At 44.5% G+C, this 19,113-nt stretch carries 15 protein-coding genes and 5 pseudogenes; 7 read left to right on the top strand and 13 right to left on the bottom strand.

Annotated features, from left to right (window positions below; genetic code table 11):
• Positions 1 to 30: 30 nt before the first annotated feature.
• Both UC15_RS14300 and UC15_RS14295 read right to left on the bottom strand, forming a co-directional pair.
• The gene (locus UC15_RS14300) at positions 31 to 594 is read right to left on the bottom strand and encodes a hypothetical protein (RefSeq protein ID WP_157960988.1); all 564 of its coding nucleotides are present in this window, start codon (positions 592 to 594) and stop codon (positions 31 to 33) included.
• Between the two features lie 147 nt (positions 595 to 741).
• The gene (locus UC15_RS14295; protein ID WP_112289060.1) at positions 742 to 1,374 is read right to left on the bottom strand and encodes a hypothetical protein; all 633 of its coding nucleotides are present in this window, start codon (positions 1,372 to 1,374) and stop codon (positions 742 to 744) included.
• Positions 1,375 to 1,897: 523 nt separating this feature from the next.
• Between UC15_RS14295 and UC15_RS14290 the strand changes: the two genes are divergently transcribed.
• Together UC15_RS14290 and UC15_RS14285 are read left to right on the top strand one after the other, a co-directional pair.
• Positions 1,898 to 2,413, top strand: coding sequence for a hypothetical protein (locus UC15_RS14290; RefSeq protein WP_232829889.1), 516 nt, complete (start codon positions 1,898 to 1,900; stop codon positions 2,411 to 2,413).
• A 75-nt stretch (positions 2,414 to 2,488) separates the two neighbouring features.
• The gene (locus tag UC15_RS14285; protein ID WP_112289059.1) at positions 2,489 to 3,199 is read left to right on the top strand and encodes a tyrosine-type recombinase/integrase; all 711 of its coding nucleotides are present in this window, start codon (positions 2,489 to 2,491) and stop codon (positions 3,197 to 3,199) included.
• Positions 3,200 to 4,005: 806 nt separating this feature from the next.
• Here UC15_RS14285 and UC15_RS14280 read toward each other — a convergent pair.
• The 6 genes and pseudogenes from UC15_RS14280 to UC15_RS14250 form a co-directional block, all read right to left on the bottom strand.
• Positions 4,006 to 4,584 (bottom strand): DUF1349 domain-containing protein, encoded by a 579-nt coding sequence (locus UC15_RS14280; RefSeq protein ID WP_112289058.1) that lies wholly within the window; start codon positions 4,582 to 4,584, stop codon positions 4,006 to 4,008.
• Positions 4,585 to 4,637: 53 nt separating this feature from the next.
• Positions 4,638 to 5,831: an MFS transporter gene (locus UC15_RS14275; RefSeq protein WP_369964370.1), complete on the bottom strand. Its 1,194-nt coding sequence runs from the start codon at positions 5,829 to 5,831 to the stop codon at positions 4,638 to 4,640.
• A 2-nt stretch (positions 5,832 to 5,833) separates the two neighbouring features.
• Positions 5,834 to 6,475, bottom strand: a complete 642-nt coding sequence (locus tag UC15_RS14270) for an HAD family phosphatase (RefSeq protein ID WP_112289057.1) — start codon at positions 6,473 to 6,475, stop codon at positions 5,834 to 5,836.
• Positions 6,476 to 6,486: 11 nt separating this feature from the next.
• Positions 6,487 to 7,548, bottom strand: a complete 1,062-nt coding sequence (locus UC15_RS14265; protein ID WP_112289056.1) for a zinc-binding dehydrogenase — start codon at positions 7,546 to 7,548, stop codon at positions 6,487 to 6,489.
• Positions 7,545 to 8,807, bottom strand: a complete 1,263-nt coding sequence (locus tag UC15_RS14260; protein ID WP_112289055.1) for an aspartate aminotransferase family protein — start codon at positions 8,805 to 8,807, stop codon at positions 7,545 to 7,547. The genes UC15_RS14265 and UC15_RS14260 overlap by 4 nt, the downstream gene beginning before the upstream one ends.
• A gap of 1,136 nt (positions 8,808 to 9,943) precedes the next feature.
• Positions 9,944 to 10,173: pseudogene (locus UC15_RS14250) on the bottom strand (integrase core domain-containing protein); the annotation flags it as partial.
• A 475-nt stretch (positions 10,174 to 10,648) separates the two neighbouring features.
• On the opposite strand from UC15_RS14250, the gene UC15_RS14240 reads away from it, so the two are divergent.
• The 3 genes and pseudogenes from UC15_RS14240 to UC15_RS14230 form a co-directional block, all read left to right on the top strand.
• Positions 10,649 to 11,944: an MFS transporter gene (locus tag UC15_RS14240; RefSeq protein WP_112289054.1), complete on the top strand. Its 1,296-nt coding sequence runs from the start codon at positions 10,649 to 10,651 to the stop codon at positions 11,942 to 11,944.
• 107 nt (positions 11,945 to 12,051) lie between these two features.
• Positions 12,052 to 12,321 carry a metal-sensing transcriptional repressor gene (locus UC15_RS14235; protein WP_112289053.1) on the top strand — a complete coding sequence of 90 codons (270 nt, stop codon included), beginning with the start codon at positions 12,052 to 12,054 and terminating at the stop codon, positions 12,319 to 12,321.
• A 12-nt stretch (positions 12,322 to 12,333) separates the two neighbouring features.
• Positions 12,334 to 12,438 (top strand): annotated as a pseudogene (locus UC15_RS14230) (nickel/cobalt efflux protein RcnA); the annotation flags it as partial.
• A 54-nt stretch (positions 12,439 to 12,492) separates the two neighbouring features.
• Here the strand turns inward: UC15_RS14230 and UC15_RS14225 are convergent.
• Positions 12,493 to 13,361 (bottom strand): annotated as a pseudogene (locus UC15_RS14225) (IS5 family transposase).
• Positions 13,362 to 13,536: 175 nt separating this feature from the next.
• Positions 13,537 to 14,457: a LysR family transcriptional regulator gene (locus tag UC15_RS14220; protein WP_198659712.1), complete on the bottom strand. Its 921-nt coding sequence runs from the start codon at positions 14,455 to 14,457 to the stop codon at positions 13,537 to 13,539.
• 782 nt (positions 14,458 to 15,239) lie between these two features.
• Between UC15_RS14220 and UC15_RS14215 the strand changes: the two genes are divergently transcribed.
• Complete coding sequence (locus UC15_RS14215; RefSeq protein ID WP_112289051.1) at positions 15,240 to 15,800, top strand: Ail/Lom family outer membrane beta-barrel protein; 561 nt, start codon at positions 15,240 to 15,242, stop codon at positions 15,798 to 15,800.
• A 203-nt stretch (positions 15,801 to 16,003) separates the two neighbouring features.
• Here the strand turns inward: UC15_RS14215 and UC15_RS26185 are convergent, their stop codons facing one another.
• Entirely contained in the window at positions 16,004 to 16,459 is a 456-nt protein-coding gene (locus UC15_RS26185; protein WP_112289073.1) for a helix-turn-helix domain-containing protein, read from the bottom strand.
• Between the two features lie 134 nt (positions 16,460 to 16,593).
• Here UC15_RS26185 and UC15_RS14205 point away from each other — a divergent pair.
• Positions 16,594 to 17,504 (top strand): annotated as a pseudogene (locus UC15_RS14205) (NmrA/HSCARG family protein).
• 133 nt (positions 17,505 to 17,637) lie between these two features.
• Here UC15_RS14205 and UC15_RS14200 read toward each other — a convergent pair.
• Both UC15_RS14200 and UC15_RS14190 read right to left on the bottom strand, forming a co-directional pair.
• A complete protein-coding gene (locus UC15_RS14200) occupies positions 17,638 to 18,585 on the bottom strand; it encodes an IS110 family transposase (RefSeq protein WP_157960987.1) in 948 nt (315 codons plus the stop codon).
• Positions 18,586 to 18,826: 241 nt separating this feature from the next.
• Positions 18,827 to 19,113: pseudogene (locus UC15_RS14190) on the bottom strand (DDE-type integrase/transposase/recombinase); the annotation flags it as partial.

The raw sequence follows: 19,113 nt of genomic DNA, 5'->3' as shown, positions 1-19,113 counted from the left end.
CATCCTCTGCGTTATACCCGCTCCCGCCGGCTATTTGCGGTGTAAGACCCGATGGATAACACGCTGCATAAATCCACCCTCCGCTTGCTTTAGATCATCAAGGAAAGCCTGCTGCTGCTCTGAGGTACCGTTTTTTTCAAGCTCTGCGGCCTGCATTTCAATTTCTGCCAGCTCTTCTTTTTGCGCACTGATAAAATTATTCAAAGGTGCCATAGTTATGGCCATAACTTCGTCAGCGCGGCGCTGCCATTCCACTTTGTCCGGTGCACTTTTCACATAATCATTCTGGGCCTGAATTTCAGCGTGAATTTCTTCCTGCCGGGTATCGGTCAGAGAAAAACACGTAAAGCCAGAACCCCAGTGAATAGCGAGCGGATATTGGTCAATGAACATAACTGGCTTGCCGCCTTTGCTGATTAACTGACGCCGGCGCTTATCCATCATTTCATGGGAAGGACCAAAATCCAGGCGAGGATAGTGTGGCGTAATGCCTGCATCTGCGGCCAGTTTCATTCCCACATCACGCAGTTCGCCAACAAAACTATCCACCACAACGATCACAGGTTCATCGACAGCCTTCAATGCATCAACCATGGCCGGATATTTTAAAGTCTGCATGTTATGCCTTATCAACATTTGGGAGAGGACGGTCCATAGGAGGGCCAATTCTTAATATATGTAATACACATGAATTACATATAAATTACACCAGACGATGATCTGTCTTTGTATATCAGCTACCTACCTGTTCTTCTTCGCTGTAAACCATGCGTCAAACTGCTTATGGCGACTTTTAGGGATAGCGCCCCTCATATTGTAGTACTGCCAGGGTTCAAGAAGCCGGATTTGATCGACAACGTTAACCTTGCGGGTATTGATTTTAAAATCTCCTGAATTGAAGGTGATCCGGTGGCTTTTACAAAGCACCGCAATCATCTTTAACTGACTGGCTGAGTACCCTACATCAAGATTAGCCACCCATTTAGGATCGCTGAACCGGTCAGGTGCTTTTATTTTTAGCTGTTCCAGGACCGTTTTCGCGCGTTCCTGCCGTGAGGTAGCCCTGGCGGTCGCCATAATTTTACGCACTTCGGCTTCTTTTTCTTCTCCAAGCAGTTCTCTGCCGCCCACGTAAACAGGGACAAACTTATTAATGCAGGTAGAGCCCACCCAGAGGGAATAATGTGTGAGGGAGTTAGTTATCTGAAACTGATAGCGCAGCCCCTCGTTGTCACACAGCTCGCAGGTTTTATTGATGGAGTGCGAATCAATAAATCCGCCGGTGACCGACCACTCCTTCATGACCGCCGGCCACGACTGCCCTGAAGAATATCGCAACATGTTATCTCTGGCTTTATCTAACCAGCTGGCCATAACTCACCTCCGTCTGAATAACGCTCACTTACAATCCAGAATACCGCAACTGAGCGCTGGGAGCAGCGTAACTGTGCATTTCATACAAGAATCAAAATGTAATACGAATATATTACACATGTAATGCTTTTAAACTACATTTAACCGGTATTTCACTGTCTTCAGCGGATGATTAGACAAAACAGGTAGAGTGTTTCACTGGCCGCTTCCCGGCTCATTTCGCCGTCAGCCCCTGTCACGCAAGGCCTGAGTAGAACGGCCCTCAGCGCCTGGTGTCCCAATCCCCTCTTCTCAGCAAAAATCCGTTATGACAAAACACGTATATTTCGAATTTTGTTACCTCACCATCTCACTTGCGGCGATTTATTCCCGTGGCGTCAGGCCACCGGGGCTGTCAAAATAGACAAAACTAGCAAGATCGCGCTACGCGAATGTTTTTGAACGGGCAGGGGCATTACCCGCCAGAATTTGCACAGCGCACACATGAAATACTTATGTATTACATCCACTGGAGCGGGACGCTATGATAGATCTTGAAGACATATTTGGCGATCGCATTAAAGCCATGCGGGAAAGAGAAAAAGAGTTTTTACCGGACGTTGAGTGGTTCTCAAAAATCGAACAGGACAGGCTAGATACCTTTATGACCAAGTATCCTTTTCCGTCCTTTGATGCGATCCCCCAAGACAGTTCAGGGTTCACTTTTCCTACATTTGAGGACCTGCAGTTTTATCTGCCCCAGCAGCTTCGTTCGCAGCCATCAAAGATTGTTGAAGTTGACGGACTGGCCTTTCTCAACGTTCTGGGGGACGGTGCATTCTGTATCAATCCGCGCCGTTGGTACAAAATAAAAACCTATATTGCTAAAGGAATCGTTGAATATCCGCAGGCATCTGTGAGGCAATTTGGCGTATCTGACGGACGGCATCGCACTTTGTTGCTAATGCAGCTGTACAACCGCAGGACAATCCCCGTAGTGATCCCTGAAAACCATTACAATAAGTTTATGGCTGATGCTAGGAGCCTTTGTGCTCTTTAAAAGGTCTGCGGGCCTAAAACGTAATTCAATTGAATTACACAAGTATTCACACTGTATTACATTAAAGGAGAAAGAATGCTGATGATGACGGGTGATCGCCCAGTTCCTGTGACGCATTATGAAACCGCCATAGCCCTTCGCCGGATGGCATTGATGCAGGAACACCTGCCGAAGTATCTGCTGGCTCCTGAAGTGGCTGTGCTGCTGCACTATCTTCCGGATGAACGACAGCGCATGCTGTTCGCCACGCTGTGGAACACCGGTGCCCGCATCACTGAAGCCCTGACGTTAACCCCGGAAGACGTACAACTGGAGGGGCCACGGCCTTGTGTACGTTTGCGTACGCTCAAACAAAGACAACGGGGCAGAGGAAGACCGTCGGCTGACGAGAGGATAGCCAGAATTGTGCCGCTTCTCGATACCAGTTATGTCGAGCAGCTGAAACGTTACCTGGCAACATTCCGGCCCGGACGGCGTCGGCCACTATTTGATGTCAGCAGAAAAACGGCCTGGCTGTGGTTACAACAGGCTGAGAAAAGGGCGGGGGTAGAAGGTATTCAGTTTGCGCTGCCTGCACTGAATCCTAAAACCTTCCGGCACAGTTTTGCGATGCACTTGTTTTTTAACCATGTCCCGCCGAAGGTCGTACAGGCGTATATGGGTCATGAAAGATACGAGAGTACCGAAGTATATCTGAAGGTGTTTGCGCTGGACGTGGCACCGCAGATGGGCGTGACGTTCTTGATGGACCACCGGGAATATGCACACTTGCTGAAAGACAAATAAAAAACAAAAATAATTACATATATTAATTTTGAGTTGACGCTATGTAATTATATGCCGTTATAACTTACTATACCATTTACATTGTAGGTTTTTTTGCATAGAATTAGAAATGCTTATTTTAAAGGACATATAGCTCGTTTTAATTTTACAAAAAATTAGCATCTTGATTTTTCAAATAAAACCGTACCTATCTTTAACGACACGTCATTTATAGACTATCTCAAAAAACATGACATTTCAGTAAATCCCTAGCATGGTACTATGAAAAATACGTTATTATATTTTTGCAATATATACCACGGGAAAAAAGCCCCCCCCCCATGGCAATGTATAATATAAAGATAGAAACTTAAAAATTTTCATCAAGAGCATTCTAATAATGACTCCATCAGGAGAAAAATATAATAACTTAGATACAGACCGCTTCCGCTTACGCGGCTTAACACACATCACACTAAATATCGCACATTAATAAAAACCATACATGGGGTAATAATATGAAACGTAAATCAAATGATATGAAACACAAAATAATAATTAAGCTATTATATTTTTTCATTGTTGTTTTTTTCATTGTAGGCATGGCCATTGTTATTGCCCCAATATTCTCAGCCCCACCTGGCACTATGTATTTCCCATTATGAAATCATTGGCTTATTGATACATCCTGAAATTCTCTTCCATTTATTTTATACTAAAAAATGAGGCGTCAGTTATAAAGAGATTTCTCTCACTGCGCCTCGCATTTAATAAAGTACGTTCTTATCATCTAAAGTGACGATTAATGTCCATGAAATACGTAATTATTAGCTCAGATCATGCAGCCTTTTTTTGAGGGGTTTGCCAAGACGGAACTCGCTAAAGCGAACCTTAAGACCTTCCCGCTCCGGGCTACAACACATGGCGCCAACAAAACGTTTCTCTCCTCTGGGGAAAGGGCATAGGCGAATAAGAGGCCAAGTGAGACCGTCGTGCGAGTATTGCAGGCGTAATACCCCATTATCTACCGTAGCTCTCATCCAAAACTTATTTGGGTTACCTTGAAATACTCCAGTGGCCCAGTCAGATTTTCCATCAGTAAGAACGCTGCTCAGCAATAACTGATTGTCAGCAAATTCAATCCCCGCTTTACACCAATGCTGCGTGTCCTGCTCAATCATTAAACCTGCCTGATCATAGAGTTCCTCGAACTCTCCCTCGATACAGAGTTGTAAGGTAAAGTCTCCTTCTACATGACAACCAAAGACGTGACCGCTGTGCCGAGTAAAACCATAGTGAGTCTCACGCCAAAAGTCTGTATTGCTGTTTGTAGTAACATAGAGTGCATCTTCTTTCAGTACCCATTTAGTCGGCACATTGACCCACTGACAATCTTTAATATCCATCGGTTCTCCATATGATAACTCTGAGTTATGTAAGGCGCAGAGCAAGATTTAATTTATCTGCGGATCAGATAGCTGCAAAGTGGCAAGCTAAAAGAAAGTAACCCAATTACAATAAAAGCGTTTATTAGACTAGTTTGATGAGCAATTGCTCCTATAAATGCAGGACCAAGCAGAATACCTGAATAACCTATACTTGATATTGCAGCCACTGCAAGTGTAGTTGGCATCGTGGTTTGGCGTCCTGCTGCACTAAATAATATGGGTACTATATTTGAAAGTCCTGCTCCTATAAGGAAAAAACCACAAATCATGGCAAAGAGATTTATCCCTCCCACAACTACGCTAATTCCTGAGGTTGCTATGAGGGAACTAACCAGGAATACATTGAAGCGGCCAAATGATTTAATCAGCCGATCTCCCAACAGACGCCCTAGGGTCATAGCCAAGGCGAAAGTTGTATAGCCAACACCTGCAAAATTGGCAGTGATATCGCTATGGTTTATTAGTAAGATACCGCTCCAGTCCAGCATAGATCCCTCCATGATATAAGCAACGAAACACAAAGCACCAAGAATGATTACAATGCCTTTAGGTATTACGAAAAATGGAGAATCATTTGATTCAGAATAGTTAAGCAACCCGCCATAAGTGATAACAAGAAGCCCTAGCACCAACATCATAACTATGCTTACTGTTACGAGCGGCGTCAGACCATAGATAATCAGTGTACTTACAAGTCCCGATCCTACAATACCGCCAATGCTAAACAACGCGTGGAAACCAGACATAATGGGTCGACCTGCCAGCTTTTCAACATGAACTGCATGGATGTTAGCTACTACATCCATACCCCCAATGCCACTACCAAACACAAATAGAGCCAAAGCTAAGGTGAAAGGTGTATCGAAGATCGCAAGTGCCGGCAACAGCATCAGCATGACCAGAGTAGCTATGTTAAAAACTATCCTGCAGCCATAACGTGAGGCGAGAACAGCAGACAATGGCATCATCAATAACGATCCAATGCCAAATGCCAACATCACCATGCCCATGGTACCGTTGTCTGCCATCAATCGTATCTTGGCAAATGGTATCAACGGAGCCCAGGTCGCCAGGCTTAGGCCGGCAATAAAAAAGGCAATCCGCGTTGAGGTAACCGAGCGTGGAACGGTGTATGATGTGTCGTGAGCGACCAATTTTTTAAACTCCCATTTTTTGTATGGCCATAGAGGATGTTGACATTCCATATTCACTTCGTAATTGAATTCATCATTGCGTCAAAGGCATCGATTTCATCTAATGAGCCGATCACTTTGTAGGCAGCTCCATAATTCTCGGTGTTAGAGAGAGCGTGAGGCCAGCCATAAACGCGTCGAATGCCAGCTGCGGTTGCAGCCTTTATACCGAGGTCTGTATCCTCTATAACAACTGTCTGATCTGGATGAGCGCCGAGACACTGCAACATCGCCAAATATGGGTCGGGATGAGGTTTTGTGCGTTCGATATCATCACCGCTAATAAGTGGCTGCTTTAGATGCAATTCCAGAGTGCCTAAGTTAGCCAGACAGATGTCTCGCGGAGCGGTGGAGACGAAACCAAATGGGACATGTTTTTCAATTAAGCTCTGAATAAGCGAACGGATACCTGGACGTAGATAACGTGGCATAAGCTGATCTTTATAAGCACTGACGATCTGGACAGTAATTTGTTCATGTTGCTTAGCATCGATACCTAGGCTCAACAAAGTTTCCTTTAGACTAAGACCTATTAGTTCCTCGGGTGTTACACCTTTAGTCTGCTCGGGCAAGAGGGTTTTAAGGACATCAAAGTGCAACTGCTCGCTATCAACAATTACACCATCAATATCAAAAATAGCGTACAAAGAGCTCATGAAGTAGACTCCTATTGATGGGATGAGATGCGCAGCAGCACTTTACAATTTGGCTCTGTGATTGGTTTCTGCCTTTTCGCTGCTATATCACAACCAACCATCGAAAATGCCTGCAAATAATCATTAAAATTAAAGGTGTGGCTGACCAGCTTGGCAGCAGGTATCTTGCCGTCCCTTATCATCACGTAGGCTCGTTCGAAGCTTTGGTTAAGAGAATCTATCGAACCTATTACCGACAAACTTTTATCCGCAATCTTTAGTACATTCAGCTTGGCTGTATAATCTTTCAGAGCCACATTGAGCAACTTTCCACCTGGCGCTAAGCGATTAAAAACGACTTCTGAAAGATAGCCAGTAGTATCAACACACAAATCTAGCCTCTCATCATCACTGCCGTACTCTTCTCGCATAGCCTTCTCAAAATCCTTATAGATACGTCCTTCTTCAGGTAAAACACCTTTTGCAAACCTGTGACGATGCTCATTTTTTTCAACCAGAAAGGCATTAACACCGCGCAGATGTAGACTCCACAGATAAAGCATTCCCATGGGACCAGCACCGATTACGCATGCTCGAATATCTGTATGCGTTATGTTTAGCTTGTCTACACCTGTTATGGTGCAACTGAGTGGCTCGGTCAGGGCTCCCTCTTCGAAGCTAACGTGATCATCTAAATGCAGTAAGGAGTTCTCTTTTGCGCAGTACTGATCTGCAAAAGTGCCGTTATAGGAAACGCCAGCCTCAGTTCCGTGCTTACGTTCGCAATGGTTAGGATTGCCTGTCTGACACATGCGACACTCGCTGCAGGAATAAGTAGGGTTGATAACTACGCGATCCCCCACCTTAAATCGGGTCACGGCCGTACCTATCTTCACTACTTTGCCAGTTGACTCATGACCCAAAGTTGTTCCAGGAATAGCCACAGAATAATCACCGGTAATGATACCTACATCCGTACCGCATAGACCACAGACCTCAACCGAAACGATCACATCATCGGGATCGAGACACTGTAAAGAAGGCACTTCAACAGGAGAGACGTCCCAAACGCCATTAAATTTGAGTGCTTTCATCGGATTTTTCCCTGTGTGGTATTAAGTTTGTGTTCAAGTTTAATAAATGTGCGATCTAGCTTGGCGGCGATCTCGTCGATATGGTGGGATCCACAGATAAGTGGAGGGCGAACTTTGATAGCACGTCCCTTTCCGTAACGCGAACCTCTAATTACAAGTCCTAGTTCAGATGCTATTTCTATCACCATCGCAGCAATTTCGGGACTTGGTGTATCGAAACCGAACATGTAGCCTAACCCACGAACATTAGTAATTAACTCATGTTTATTCTGCAACTCAAGCAACGCATTACGCAGATAAGGCTCATTTAGTTGCACATTCTCAAGCAACTTTTCGTCTTCGATGATTGCGATAGTTTCGTGAAGAGCGGTCAGAGATAAAGGATTTGCCCCTGAGGTATTAGAATGTTCGTAGGCTTCCAACACATCCAGTTTGTGATTCATCAATATACCCCCTGTAGGTATACCGATTCCGCCAGCACCTTTGGCAAAAACTACAATGTCTGGTTTAAGTTCCTTCGCATATCCTGTGGTGGCAAAAAAAGTGCCAGTTCTTCCAAAACCAGTCTGAACCTCATCAGCGATCAGTATTATTCTGTATTTGTTGCAGATTTCGCGTATTTGACGGTAAAACTCGACAGGCAATACTATGTTGCCACCATTACCAAGAATTGGTTCGACAATTAGACAAGCTATGTTTCCGCTTGAGCCATAGTTGATGAAATCCTCTAACTCAGAAAAACGGTTTAAGTTTAATGAATTAATGCTTTGCTCTCCTGCGAGTTCGCTATCGGGCACTGGTATCTTAAAAGAACCATCTATATTTGCGGTAAAGTGATGAAGACGAAATGCATTACCGGATATTCTTGCAGTTGCCAAAGACTGGCCATGATGTGACATAAATAGAGAGATTACACCCGAGCGCCCAGTGTACTTTTGTGCCATACGAATCGCCCCTTCAACCGCACCGGAACCGGAGACGTCCCTGAGCCAAAGGGAATCAATTCCATCGGGTAAGTGTGGTTTGAGCCGTTTAAGGATTTGCTCAGCAATGGGTTTGGTATAAGCGGAACTTAGATGGGCGCAACGGTCGATTTGCTGTTTGAGTTTTTCGGTCAGTCGTTCATGGGTATAACCGAAAGGCAGGTTAAAAGTTCCTGAAGCTGCATCAATTATTACCCGATCACCATCGTGTAAATAGGGCCCGTCCCCTTTATAACGTGAAATCATGTGCTCAAATTCATTATCTTTAGTTTTCATATATCATTACCATTGATTTTTATATATAACATGAAGTATCGTTTGATTCAGGAACCTATAGAGGTTCTTATTTTACACTCCCTAGTAAATGCGAAACTGCGCTCAACAATCTGTAAATTAAAAATACTCGTTACTTATAAAGTGCTTGCCGTACTTGCCCTTATGCAGGGTCTTTTAGTGATAAGATTCTTATCAAGATTTGATATGCTATAAAGCATCAACCCGATGACACTGTCATACATTATTTGGAAAAGCTCGTTGGTAAAATGATTTTCTGATTAATGACGGATTCCCTTCGTGGCATCCCTAGCTAACTCGGATGCTGATGCTGATGCTGAAAACATAATAGAGCAAATGTAGAACATCTAACCTGACAAATATAATGGAAATTATCGATCATTTAAATATTATTGATAGCCCATACCTATCATAAAGTTAGTAATGATCGTTGCCAATAATCACAATACGATATAGTTTCAAAAATAACTTTAAATTATTCAAAAAAATCATGATGTTATGCTCACTCCACATTTCCGTTATAGTTATGAATCATTCGTCTATATTGATTGTCATGCCAAATTCAGAGAATACTTCTTGCTCTTTGGATAACTGAATTCATCTGAACTAAACTAATTATAAAAAAAACCTGTCGTATTTAATAATAGTATTATTATAAACCACTCAATATGACAGACCATTTTATCTCGAAAGGATGTGGGATATCACAACAAAAAAGTATACGTAAGAGCCCTAAAAAAGACGAGAACCATTAAAATTTTTGTTGTATAGATTGAATTTTTTATCCTGTTCTGTAACAGATCATCCCTTACCTTTAACGAATCAAGCAGCGAAAAAATTCAAGAGCACGAAATGATAACCAGTTACAGCTGGTCTTACAGAGCGATAACTAGGCATGCCTTCGTAAACATATGAAGTTTATGTATCCCGTCTAGAGGTACACGCAATTGCTTTGTCCGTAAATTTTCCCATTGTTAATTCTCAGGTGAGGCGTAAAAATCACTTCGTAGTGATAACAACATTAGCTAAATAGATACTCCAAATAGTAGGTCACTCCAAGGGAATTCAGATCAATGTAAGCGTTGAGATCAATTACTAAATATCCTAAATTGAAGTGGTCAACAAAAACTGGCCACAGTTTTGGATTTTTTCCAGAACAATCGCTCTGATTCATTGGGTGTTAAGCCACCATTATATTAGTGGGGTCTGAGATGGCTATATTATCCCATGATGTAATTCGTTATCGCCATGCTGGCTTCGCTAAAATTAGCGTACCCGTCATCCGGAATCCACTCTGTTTTTAGGCTTCTGAAGAACCGTTCCATGGGCTGTTATCCCAGCAATTTCCCGGCGACTCAGGCCATCGAAAGGACTTTACCTGTTAGTGCTCAATCAGGTAATAATGACATCGCCCAGCGGTGTAATGCTGATTGAGTACAAGCTAGGCAGCTTCGAGGCGAAACTCGGGGTTAAAATTGCGTCTGTTACGTCCGGTCATAATGTCACCTTTTTTACTGTGAGGTGATGATAACACCTTTATTCAGGTGCCAAATTCAGTGTGCCACTACAGTACCTGGGCCTGCTGACCTAATCCCTTTTTGGCCATGCGTAAATGGAAAAGGAATTCACACCTATAACGCAGGCCCACCTCTTGCTTCAAATATGTCCGCTGGGGATATCTGAAGCTTTCTTCATAAGAATTTCAGAAAGATATCTAATCTACCTTACATAAGGCCCGCTCTAGTGTTGTAAAATCATCGGTACTGACATATGCTTTTTACATCCCCCTAGGGGGGATAAATACATCTGTCAGAGAGTTAAAAATGCTATTTATTTTATCGAATCGAACTTACAGACACCTTTTCCTTGCCCAGATCATTGCGCTGGTCGGTACTGGCTTAGCAACCGTTGCACTTGGCCTGCTCGCGTACGATTTGGCTGGCGATCGTGCGGGAGCGGTACTGGGCACGGCTCTCGCTATCAAAATGACAGCCTATATTGCTGTAGCTCCTCTTGCCGCCGCTTTTGCAGAAAAGCTTCCGCGCCGGACCATGTTGGTCTGTCTCGATCTGTGCAGAGCATTTGTTGCACTTGCATTACCGTTTGTAACGCAGATTTGGGAGATTTATATCCTGATCTTTGTTCTCCAGTCGGCTTCCGCGGCTTTCACTCCGACTTTCCAAGCGACGATCCCGGACATTCTGCCCGATGAAAAACAGTACACACGAGCACTGTCGCTATCGCGTTTGGCATACGATCTTGAAAGCGTTGTCAGTCCCATGCTGGCTGCGGCACTCCTGGCTGTTGTCAGCTTTCACAGTCTGTTTGCAGGCACCGTAGTGGGTTTCTTAGCTTCGGTTGCACTAGTAGTGTCCCTCAAACTCCCTCAACCGCAGCAGAGTAGCGTGCGCCGCAGTATTTATGAACGCACCACTCGCGGAATGCGCATCTTCCTTAAAACGCCACGTCTGCGCGGGTTGCTAGCGCTCAATCTCGTGGTGGCTGCCGCCAGTGCGATGGTGATTGTGAATACCGTGGTGCTGGTACAGGCAAAATTTGGTCTTACGCAACGCTCGACCGCGATCGCGCTGGCGGCCTTTGGACTTGGTTCGATGATTGCTGCGCTGGTTCTACCGCGGCTGCTGGACAAAATCAGTGACAGAACGCCAATGCTGATAGGCACCGCAATGCTGGTTGCGGGACTTGGAGCGGGTATCTTCATTCAGAGTTATACGGCACTGATTGCCATCTGGTTGTTTATTGGTATTGGCTATTCGCTCGCACAAACACCATCAGGCCGCCTGCTGCGCCGCTCTTCTGACGCTAATGACCGTCCGGCATTGTTTGCAGCACAGTTCACCCTTTCTCACTCCTGCTGGCTGATCACCTACCCGCTGGCAGGCTGGATGGGAGCCGCAGTCAGCTTACAGGCGTCATTCATTGCGTTAGCTCTAGTTGCCGTATTTTCACTGGTTCTGGCTGCGGTTATCTGGAAGCCAGAACATGATGCGCGAGTGGTGCTCCATAGCCACGAAGATGACGTTACCGGCAAGTCGGAAGAGCACGAACATGATTTTGTCATCGACGATGAACACCCTTCATGGCCAAAGTGTAGGTAATACAGTTACATCATGACGTAATTAGAAAAGTGGGGAGGCCAGAGAAACCGTGTAATTTTAAGGTGATTGCGCGATGATTCATCCCCTCCACCAGGTAAAGATAAATTATGAGCGTACACACTTCCCACCCCGACATTATAAAAAGACTCAAGCGTGCAGCGGGACACCTGAAAAGCACTATTCAGATGCTTGAAGATGAAAAGCCCTGCCTTGACATTGCCCAACAACTCTATGCCGTTGAACGAGCAATAATGACGGCCAAGCGTACTTTGATCTATGACCATTTAGACCACTGTCTGGAGGATGCCCTTCGTAGCGGTAACGAAAGTACAGAGGAAACACTTGGCCAATTTAAAGAGATTACAAAATATCTTTAAGGCAAGTTAAACATGAATGATTTCTCAGCCCTGCTGCTGCAAGGCACATCAAATGCCTGGCTGCTCATTCCCAGCGCGTTATTACTTAGTGCATTACACGGACTTGAACCGGGTCACGGCTTTGTTGAATAAATCGGATTTAGATAAAAGCGCCTCCCATCACTGACCTACTCAGGCAATCCGCACACTTTCTGGCATCCCTGCACGCGTCATTTTGTTTAAGGCACGGATCATGGCCATAGCCTCACCAACCTGCGCATCGTAGTCACGCAGCGTCAGGTGACCACCGAACAGTTGTTTAACCCGGTACATCGCTGTTTCGGCCACCGACCGCCGGTTATAAGCCGTGTGCCATTTCCAGTAAGCATTGCTCCCGGTAAGCCTCTGCCTGGCCACCGCCTGATTTCTTTCCGCATACTCCTCCGCCCAGTAACCCGCCCGGGTTCGCGGCGGGATAAGCGCCTTGATTTTTTTAGCCGCAGCTCGTCATGGCAAAGTTTTGTGTCATAAGCGCCATCGGCAGAAGCGACCTTAACTTTCCGGTGGGTCTGACGAATAAGTCCCGGGAATGCCTCTGCGTCAGTCACATTATTCAGTGACAGGTCAGCGCAGATAACCTCATGCGTACCGGCGTCCACCGCAAGGTGCAGTTTCCGCCAGACGCGGCGTTTTTCCTGACCGTGCTTTTTCACCTTCCATTCGCCCTCACCGAAGACTTTTAAGCCGGTGGCATCGATAACGAGATGGGCAATCTCACCGCGCGTGCTGTTTTTGAAAGGGATACAGACAGACTTAGCCCGCCTGCTGACGCAGGAACAATCCGGGCAATGGAGCGGGAGCTTCATTAAGGTAAAAATGGAATCAATGAATCCCTGAGCGGCGCGTAATGTGAGGTGAAAGACGCGTTTGAGCATCAGTACGGTGGAAATAGCGAGCTCAGAATAGCGTTGAGGACGACCACGTGAAGACGTGTTGGGCTCGTCATACCAGGCCTAAATGGCCGACTCATCAAACCAGAATGTCAGTGAGCCCCGATTGATGAGCGCCTAGTTGTAGGTAGCCCAGTTGGTGATTTTGAACTTTTGTTTTGCCACGTGATATCGCTGCAGGATCAGGAGTGTGTTGATCTGATCCTGATTACGGCCAAAAGTTCGATTTATTCAACAAAGCCACATAAATGTAATACTAATAATACCACTTGTATTTTGTTGTTATTTAAACTTCATCATTCCATTTTTTTTCCACAAAGCTAATAAAATCTAAAAAAAGAGGTGAATAATATGTTCTATGCATCCAAACAAGATAGACTGGTATATTATCAATCTTCCAGTCAGGAATGATTCTCACAAGTGAACCGTCGTTGATATGTGTGTGTACTAACCATTTAGGTGTATCCAGAAGCAACCCTTTCCCTTCAATGTGCAAATTGAAAAGGGCGAGATAATCGTTAGATATGATAGAAGGTGCGTGATTTTTGTTTAAGGTAATAACATTATCCAATTTTGAGAAATTCATATCGTCTTTAGAATTAAAATTACTCATCATCAATAGGGTATGTCCTTTGATGTTGTCAGGGCGATCTAAAAAATTATTTTTTTTAATATATTTAGGAGAGGCACAGCTAATAATCTCAACTGGTTTTAGTTCTCTATGTATCAGTTCTGGCCATTGAATCTTTCCGTAGTGTAGAGCTATATGATCGGGATCTTTTATATTATTATCAAATTCAAAAAGCTCTCTTGATTTTATCTCAACCCTAGCCATAGGATTTTTAGTTACATATTCACTTGCCCAATGATTAGCAAGTAACTGACATACTAAAGATGGAGCGGAAAACTTTATTCCCCCTTGAATTAAAGGTTCAGGATTCATTAATTCAGCCAGTAGTGACTGAAAGGATTCAGTTAAATTCTTTGCTTTAATATACGCAATGTGACCTGCAGAAGTTATCTCAAAATTTCGAGCATCCCTTTTAATTAGCATCGTCTTGATGTAACCCTCTAATCTGGAAATAGCTTTGCTCACAGTGCTGACGCTAACACCGAGTTCACGAGCTGCAAGAGAAAGGTTCTTCTTCTCAATGGTCTTAACAAAAATTACCCAGTCACGAAGTTCGTGAGTGTTATTAAACTTCAAGTTGCACCTATGAAATAAGAAAACATTCATTTCAACATAGCATAACTTTTTAAAAATGAGATAAAAATGAATTTTTCAAGCCGTCTCACTCGGTTTGCTATTTGTAGCTAGCTATATTTTTCCAAATTGGAAAGATTAGTTTTATCATTAGGACATTTACCTATCGTAAGTTTTAATATATTGTTAACAAATGAATTCTTACACTGATGCCTTTTTTTAAAAGAAAGAGAGTTTATGATTAAAAGGTTATATTTAATAGCTTTGACCATACTAATAACTTGTTCTCTTTCTCACATTTTAATTTATCTAAAAAATATATTACCTCATATTCTTAAAAGAACTGCCAGAGCGCTAGTTAACTTGTACTTCATAAGAAATGAGTATTGATGCTACTGAATTAAAGTGTATATTTAGCACACAAAATAATTTAAATCATAAATAAAAAATTCAGAAAATAATTTTTGGCTTTTTTGTTAAATTTCTATATAAACAAGAGGATTTTCACTTTGGAGAGGACATACATCTTGATAAATTGCAATGCATTATAGATAAAGAAATAGAACGTGGGGGTTTATTATAAAGAAAAGGATATAATTCAAGGTTGCTTTTCTAAATTCAGAAATTAATTGTTGTTAGTCTGTGAAGAATTTATCCAATAATTAGGAGTTAAATTACTGTACAATTTTCTTTAAAAATATATCTAAACTTATGCAATCAACGTTACTGAACGACCCAGTTTTGATTAGTGGTTTAATATAAGTCACTAATTTACAAGAGAAAATATGAAAAGAGCTATCTTCTTAAGTTTTACAATTTTGGCCACGAGTTTGGCATCAAATGCTATTGCTGGTGAGCATTCTTTGTCTCTGGGCTATGCACAAAGTAAGGTTGAAAACTTTAAAAATATGCCCGGCATGAACTTACAGTACCGCTACGGATGGGATTCCCGCCTGAGCACTGTTGTGTCATTTACGGCGTTACAAAACGATGGGGACAAGAATTACGATGGCTTTCTTGGGAGAAAAACTGATCACGTAGATGCCGAGTACTATTCCATATTGGTAGGTCCAGCCTATCGTGTTAATGACTATGTCAGTACGTATGCTGTTTTGGGAATGTCACACTCAAAAATGGAACGTCGCTTTACCCAACGTTTTGCTGGAACTGGAGAAGATATTAATTACTCAAATAGTGATAACTTCTTTGCTTATGGTGCAGGCGTTATCATAAATATTGCTGAGCATTTTACAATGAGTGGCGGGTACGAAGGTTCTCAAACGAAGGTTGAAGATCAACACCGGTTAATTAGTGGTTTCAATATTGGTATTGGTTATCTTTTCTAAAAGATGTTTTTCTCAATCAGTCAAGAAAAACGCTCTTCATATATCGAGCGTATTTTTTTTCGTAGTTTTAGCATAGCTACTCTAGTTATGCTGTTGTCGATACTTCCGACTAAATCTCCATAGGTTTAGGGGTTGAGGGCCAATGGAACGAAAACGTACGATAAGAATATAACAAAATGATTGTATTCATCATCCAGGTATTTTTAACCTTTACTATATTTCTGTATGGATGTTTTCCCCTCAACTTCGTCAGACCTGTCTTCAGCTTCATCGTAGGCGCGTCGTGAAGCTTCTATATCCTGCCATGTGTCGCGAATCCAACGGGTAAAGCCCGCCAGCGGTTCCAACATGGAGCGCCCTCGTTCGGTCAACTCGTATTCGACGCGAGGCGGCAGTTCAGGGTAGTAGTGGCGCGAGACCAGACCATCCCGTTCAAGGTTGCACAAAGTCAGCGTTAGCATGCGTTGCGAGATGTCAGGGATGCCCCGTCGAAGCACCCCGAAACGCATCCGGGTATCGGGATAGAGAGATAAGAACGAAATTACCAATATTGTCCACTTGCCTCCCAGTCGGGCTAATACACTCCCGGGAGCACAAGGCGTCAGTACCGGGCCTCTGGACGTATGTAGAACAGGTCGACCATTGACCTCATCTGGCATCATGGTCTGTCCATCTTTAGGAATTCTCTCCATTGGTTATCTCTCTGTAACTCAGTATCAAAAAAGTGCCGTCTTGCGGAAATACCATGATAGTTCAAAATGAGAACCTTCAGAAGTTACTATGGGTTACTGAAATGCAACAGTCTTTGGAATTTTTGGTTTTTGGTGCTACCGGGCAGCAGGGCGGTGCTGTGGCAAGAGCGTTGATAGCAAGGGGGGAAACGGTACGTGCCTTCGTCAGGGATGTCCAGAGCCATAAAGCAAGAGCTCTTGCCGAACTGGGCATCAACTGGTTGTTGGCGATCTGTTTGACCGTGCTTCGATTGATCGGGCGATGCAGGGCGTCAACCGTGTGTTCAGCGTGCAGACCAGCTCTCCATCCGGCCTGGTGTCAGACGAACAGGAGGTGATGCAGGGCAAGGCAATCGCCGATAGTACGGTTGCAGCAAACGTTGAATTCATCGTGTACTCTTCGGGTGGAGCGGCGGGAAAAGGTCTGACCGGCATGGGACATTTCGACAGCAAGTCCAAGATAGAGGAGTACATTCGCAGCCTGCCGATCGCATCTACGATCACGCGTCCGGCCACCTTTATGGAGATGATGCTGCTGCCGGGTATGGGATTGAATACGGGTGTATTCACCTTCTTCATGCATCGGGATCAGCCTATGCAGATGATTGCGCTTGACGATCTTAGCCGAATTAATGCCGAGATCCTATGCCACCCGGAGCGTTACGCGGGTCAGGCGTTGGAGTTTTCCGGGCAGAGTATTACCGGCGAAGACCTGGAGTGCGCTTTCTCGCTTGCAGCAGGCCACCCAATTCGCAACCAGCGGTTTTCAGAAGAGTTGCTGGCAGGCAACTTGTTCCTGAGAAAACTGACGGAGCTTGTGGACAACGGCGTGGTAGCAGGAATTGCAGATATCCCAGCCTTAGAGAGAGAGTTCGGTCCGATGTTGACACTGAAAGAATGGCTTGCAGGGGCGGGAAAAGCTCCTTTTGACGCTGCGCTGAATATGGAAACTGCTGATATTGCATTGAGATAACACGGTTTGCAGGAGTGCGGCTGCGCTCCTGCAGATTACGGCATTCATAACTCTGGACCACAGACCCGGCGTCAATTGCAGATGCAGTTGGAAGATTTCCTATCGTCGGGGTCTGGAGTTATTGTCAGATCCACTAACCTGCCGTTCTGTTCACTTTTCCCGAAGAGTGCCACGCGATCTCTAAAAAAAAATTATTATCATAATGTTGAACTATAAAAACAGACTCTACTGTGTGACCTTGTCGTCTTCCAGAAGAGACAGGTACCGGGTTGGCACCACACAGTGCCGCAAAACCTGATTCGGATCTTAACCGTTGGGGATTGTCTCCGGCAGTGATCAGCAACTGCGAAGCGCTTTCGTATCCAATAGCATTACGTTTGATCAGTTCAGGTGCCAGTTCATCGACAATTGCCGCAATCATGACATTCAGATCAGCGATTTCGTCATGTAATTCGAGATAGCGTCGGGCAAGGGACTTTAATGAAATGCGATAAACGTTGGTAACATTGCGGTATTCACTGGCATCAGGTCTCCAGGATCCCAGAGTCCTGATGAGCTGCATGCGCGTCATATTTCTGAGCTGTTCACGTAATTCATCCGGTGCAGAGAAAATATTGGAATGGATAATCTGGAGAGCGACTCTTCGGGCCGATATCGCTGTTTTGCGGCAAGTTTTTAACACCCGAAGAGACTCAATCATGCCATTGCGCGTTTTGGGTGTGACGGTTCTTATTCCGGAGAATGCGGCATGAGCAGCACATTCAGCATCAATCGTGTCACTTTTACCCCGTTTACGTCGTTCCATTCGGTCTGGTGCGGTCACTTCAAGAACTTCTAACCCGGCATTCTGCAAATAGCGAAGCAGACCTGATCCATAGGTGCCTGTACACTCAACACCAATTCGCTTTAATGCCCCAAATGAGGTCATCCATGCCAGCATCTGCCGGTAACCTTGTCGTGTTGTGGCGAAATATTGGGTCCCCAGGACTTTATTGTTCTGATCAACGACAGCGGCAACGTGCAGATCTTTATGTGTATCCACGCCACCCACAACGGCGGCTTCGGTAACTTTATCAGACATGACAGAGCTCCAGTGAGGAAACAGAGTTGAATCTCCAGACAGATAACCCGGACAGGACAGTAACGAGACAAGCCGTCAGGCCCTTCTTGAGTCACGCGCATCGGTGAGGAGATACCTCGCATGAAGGCACTTCCGGCAACCGACGGGTCCAGGGCAGGACACAAAAGGTCGATCGCTGTGTGAGTCAGGATGCGGGAAGATCTTCACTGCATCAGTAATCACACCAATCGGGTTAAACGGCAAACTGAGTGGTGGTAAGACTGACACCAGCATTCTTACTATCGCTGTGGAACATCACTCCGGCTGGCTTGCCGCGCGTTTCCCATGCCATTTCCAGCGCTTTCATAGTGAGCCTGCTGTCCGGCGAGAACGACATTGCCCAGCCCACTGGTTTTCTTGCGAACAGGTCGAGAACAGCGGCGAGGTAAGCCCAGCGTTTACCTGTTTAGATATAGGTCACATCCCCGCACCACACCTGGTTTGGCTGTGTTAGGGCGAACTGTCGCTTAAGATGATTCGGGATAGCAA

The sequence above is a fragment of the Rahnella sp. AN3-3W3 genome (assembly GCF_003263545.1).
GTDB classification, from domain to species: Bacteria; Pseudomonadota; Gammaproteobacteria; order Enterobacterales; family Enterobacteriaceae; genus Rahnella; species Rahnella variigena.
This window is presented reverse-complemented; position numbering and strand designations above follow the sequence as displayed.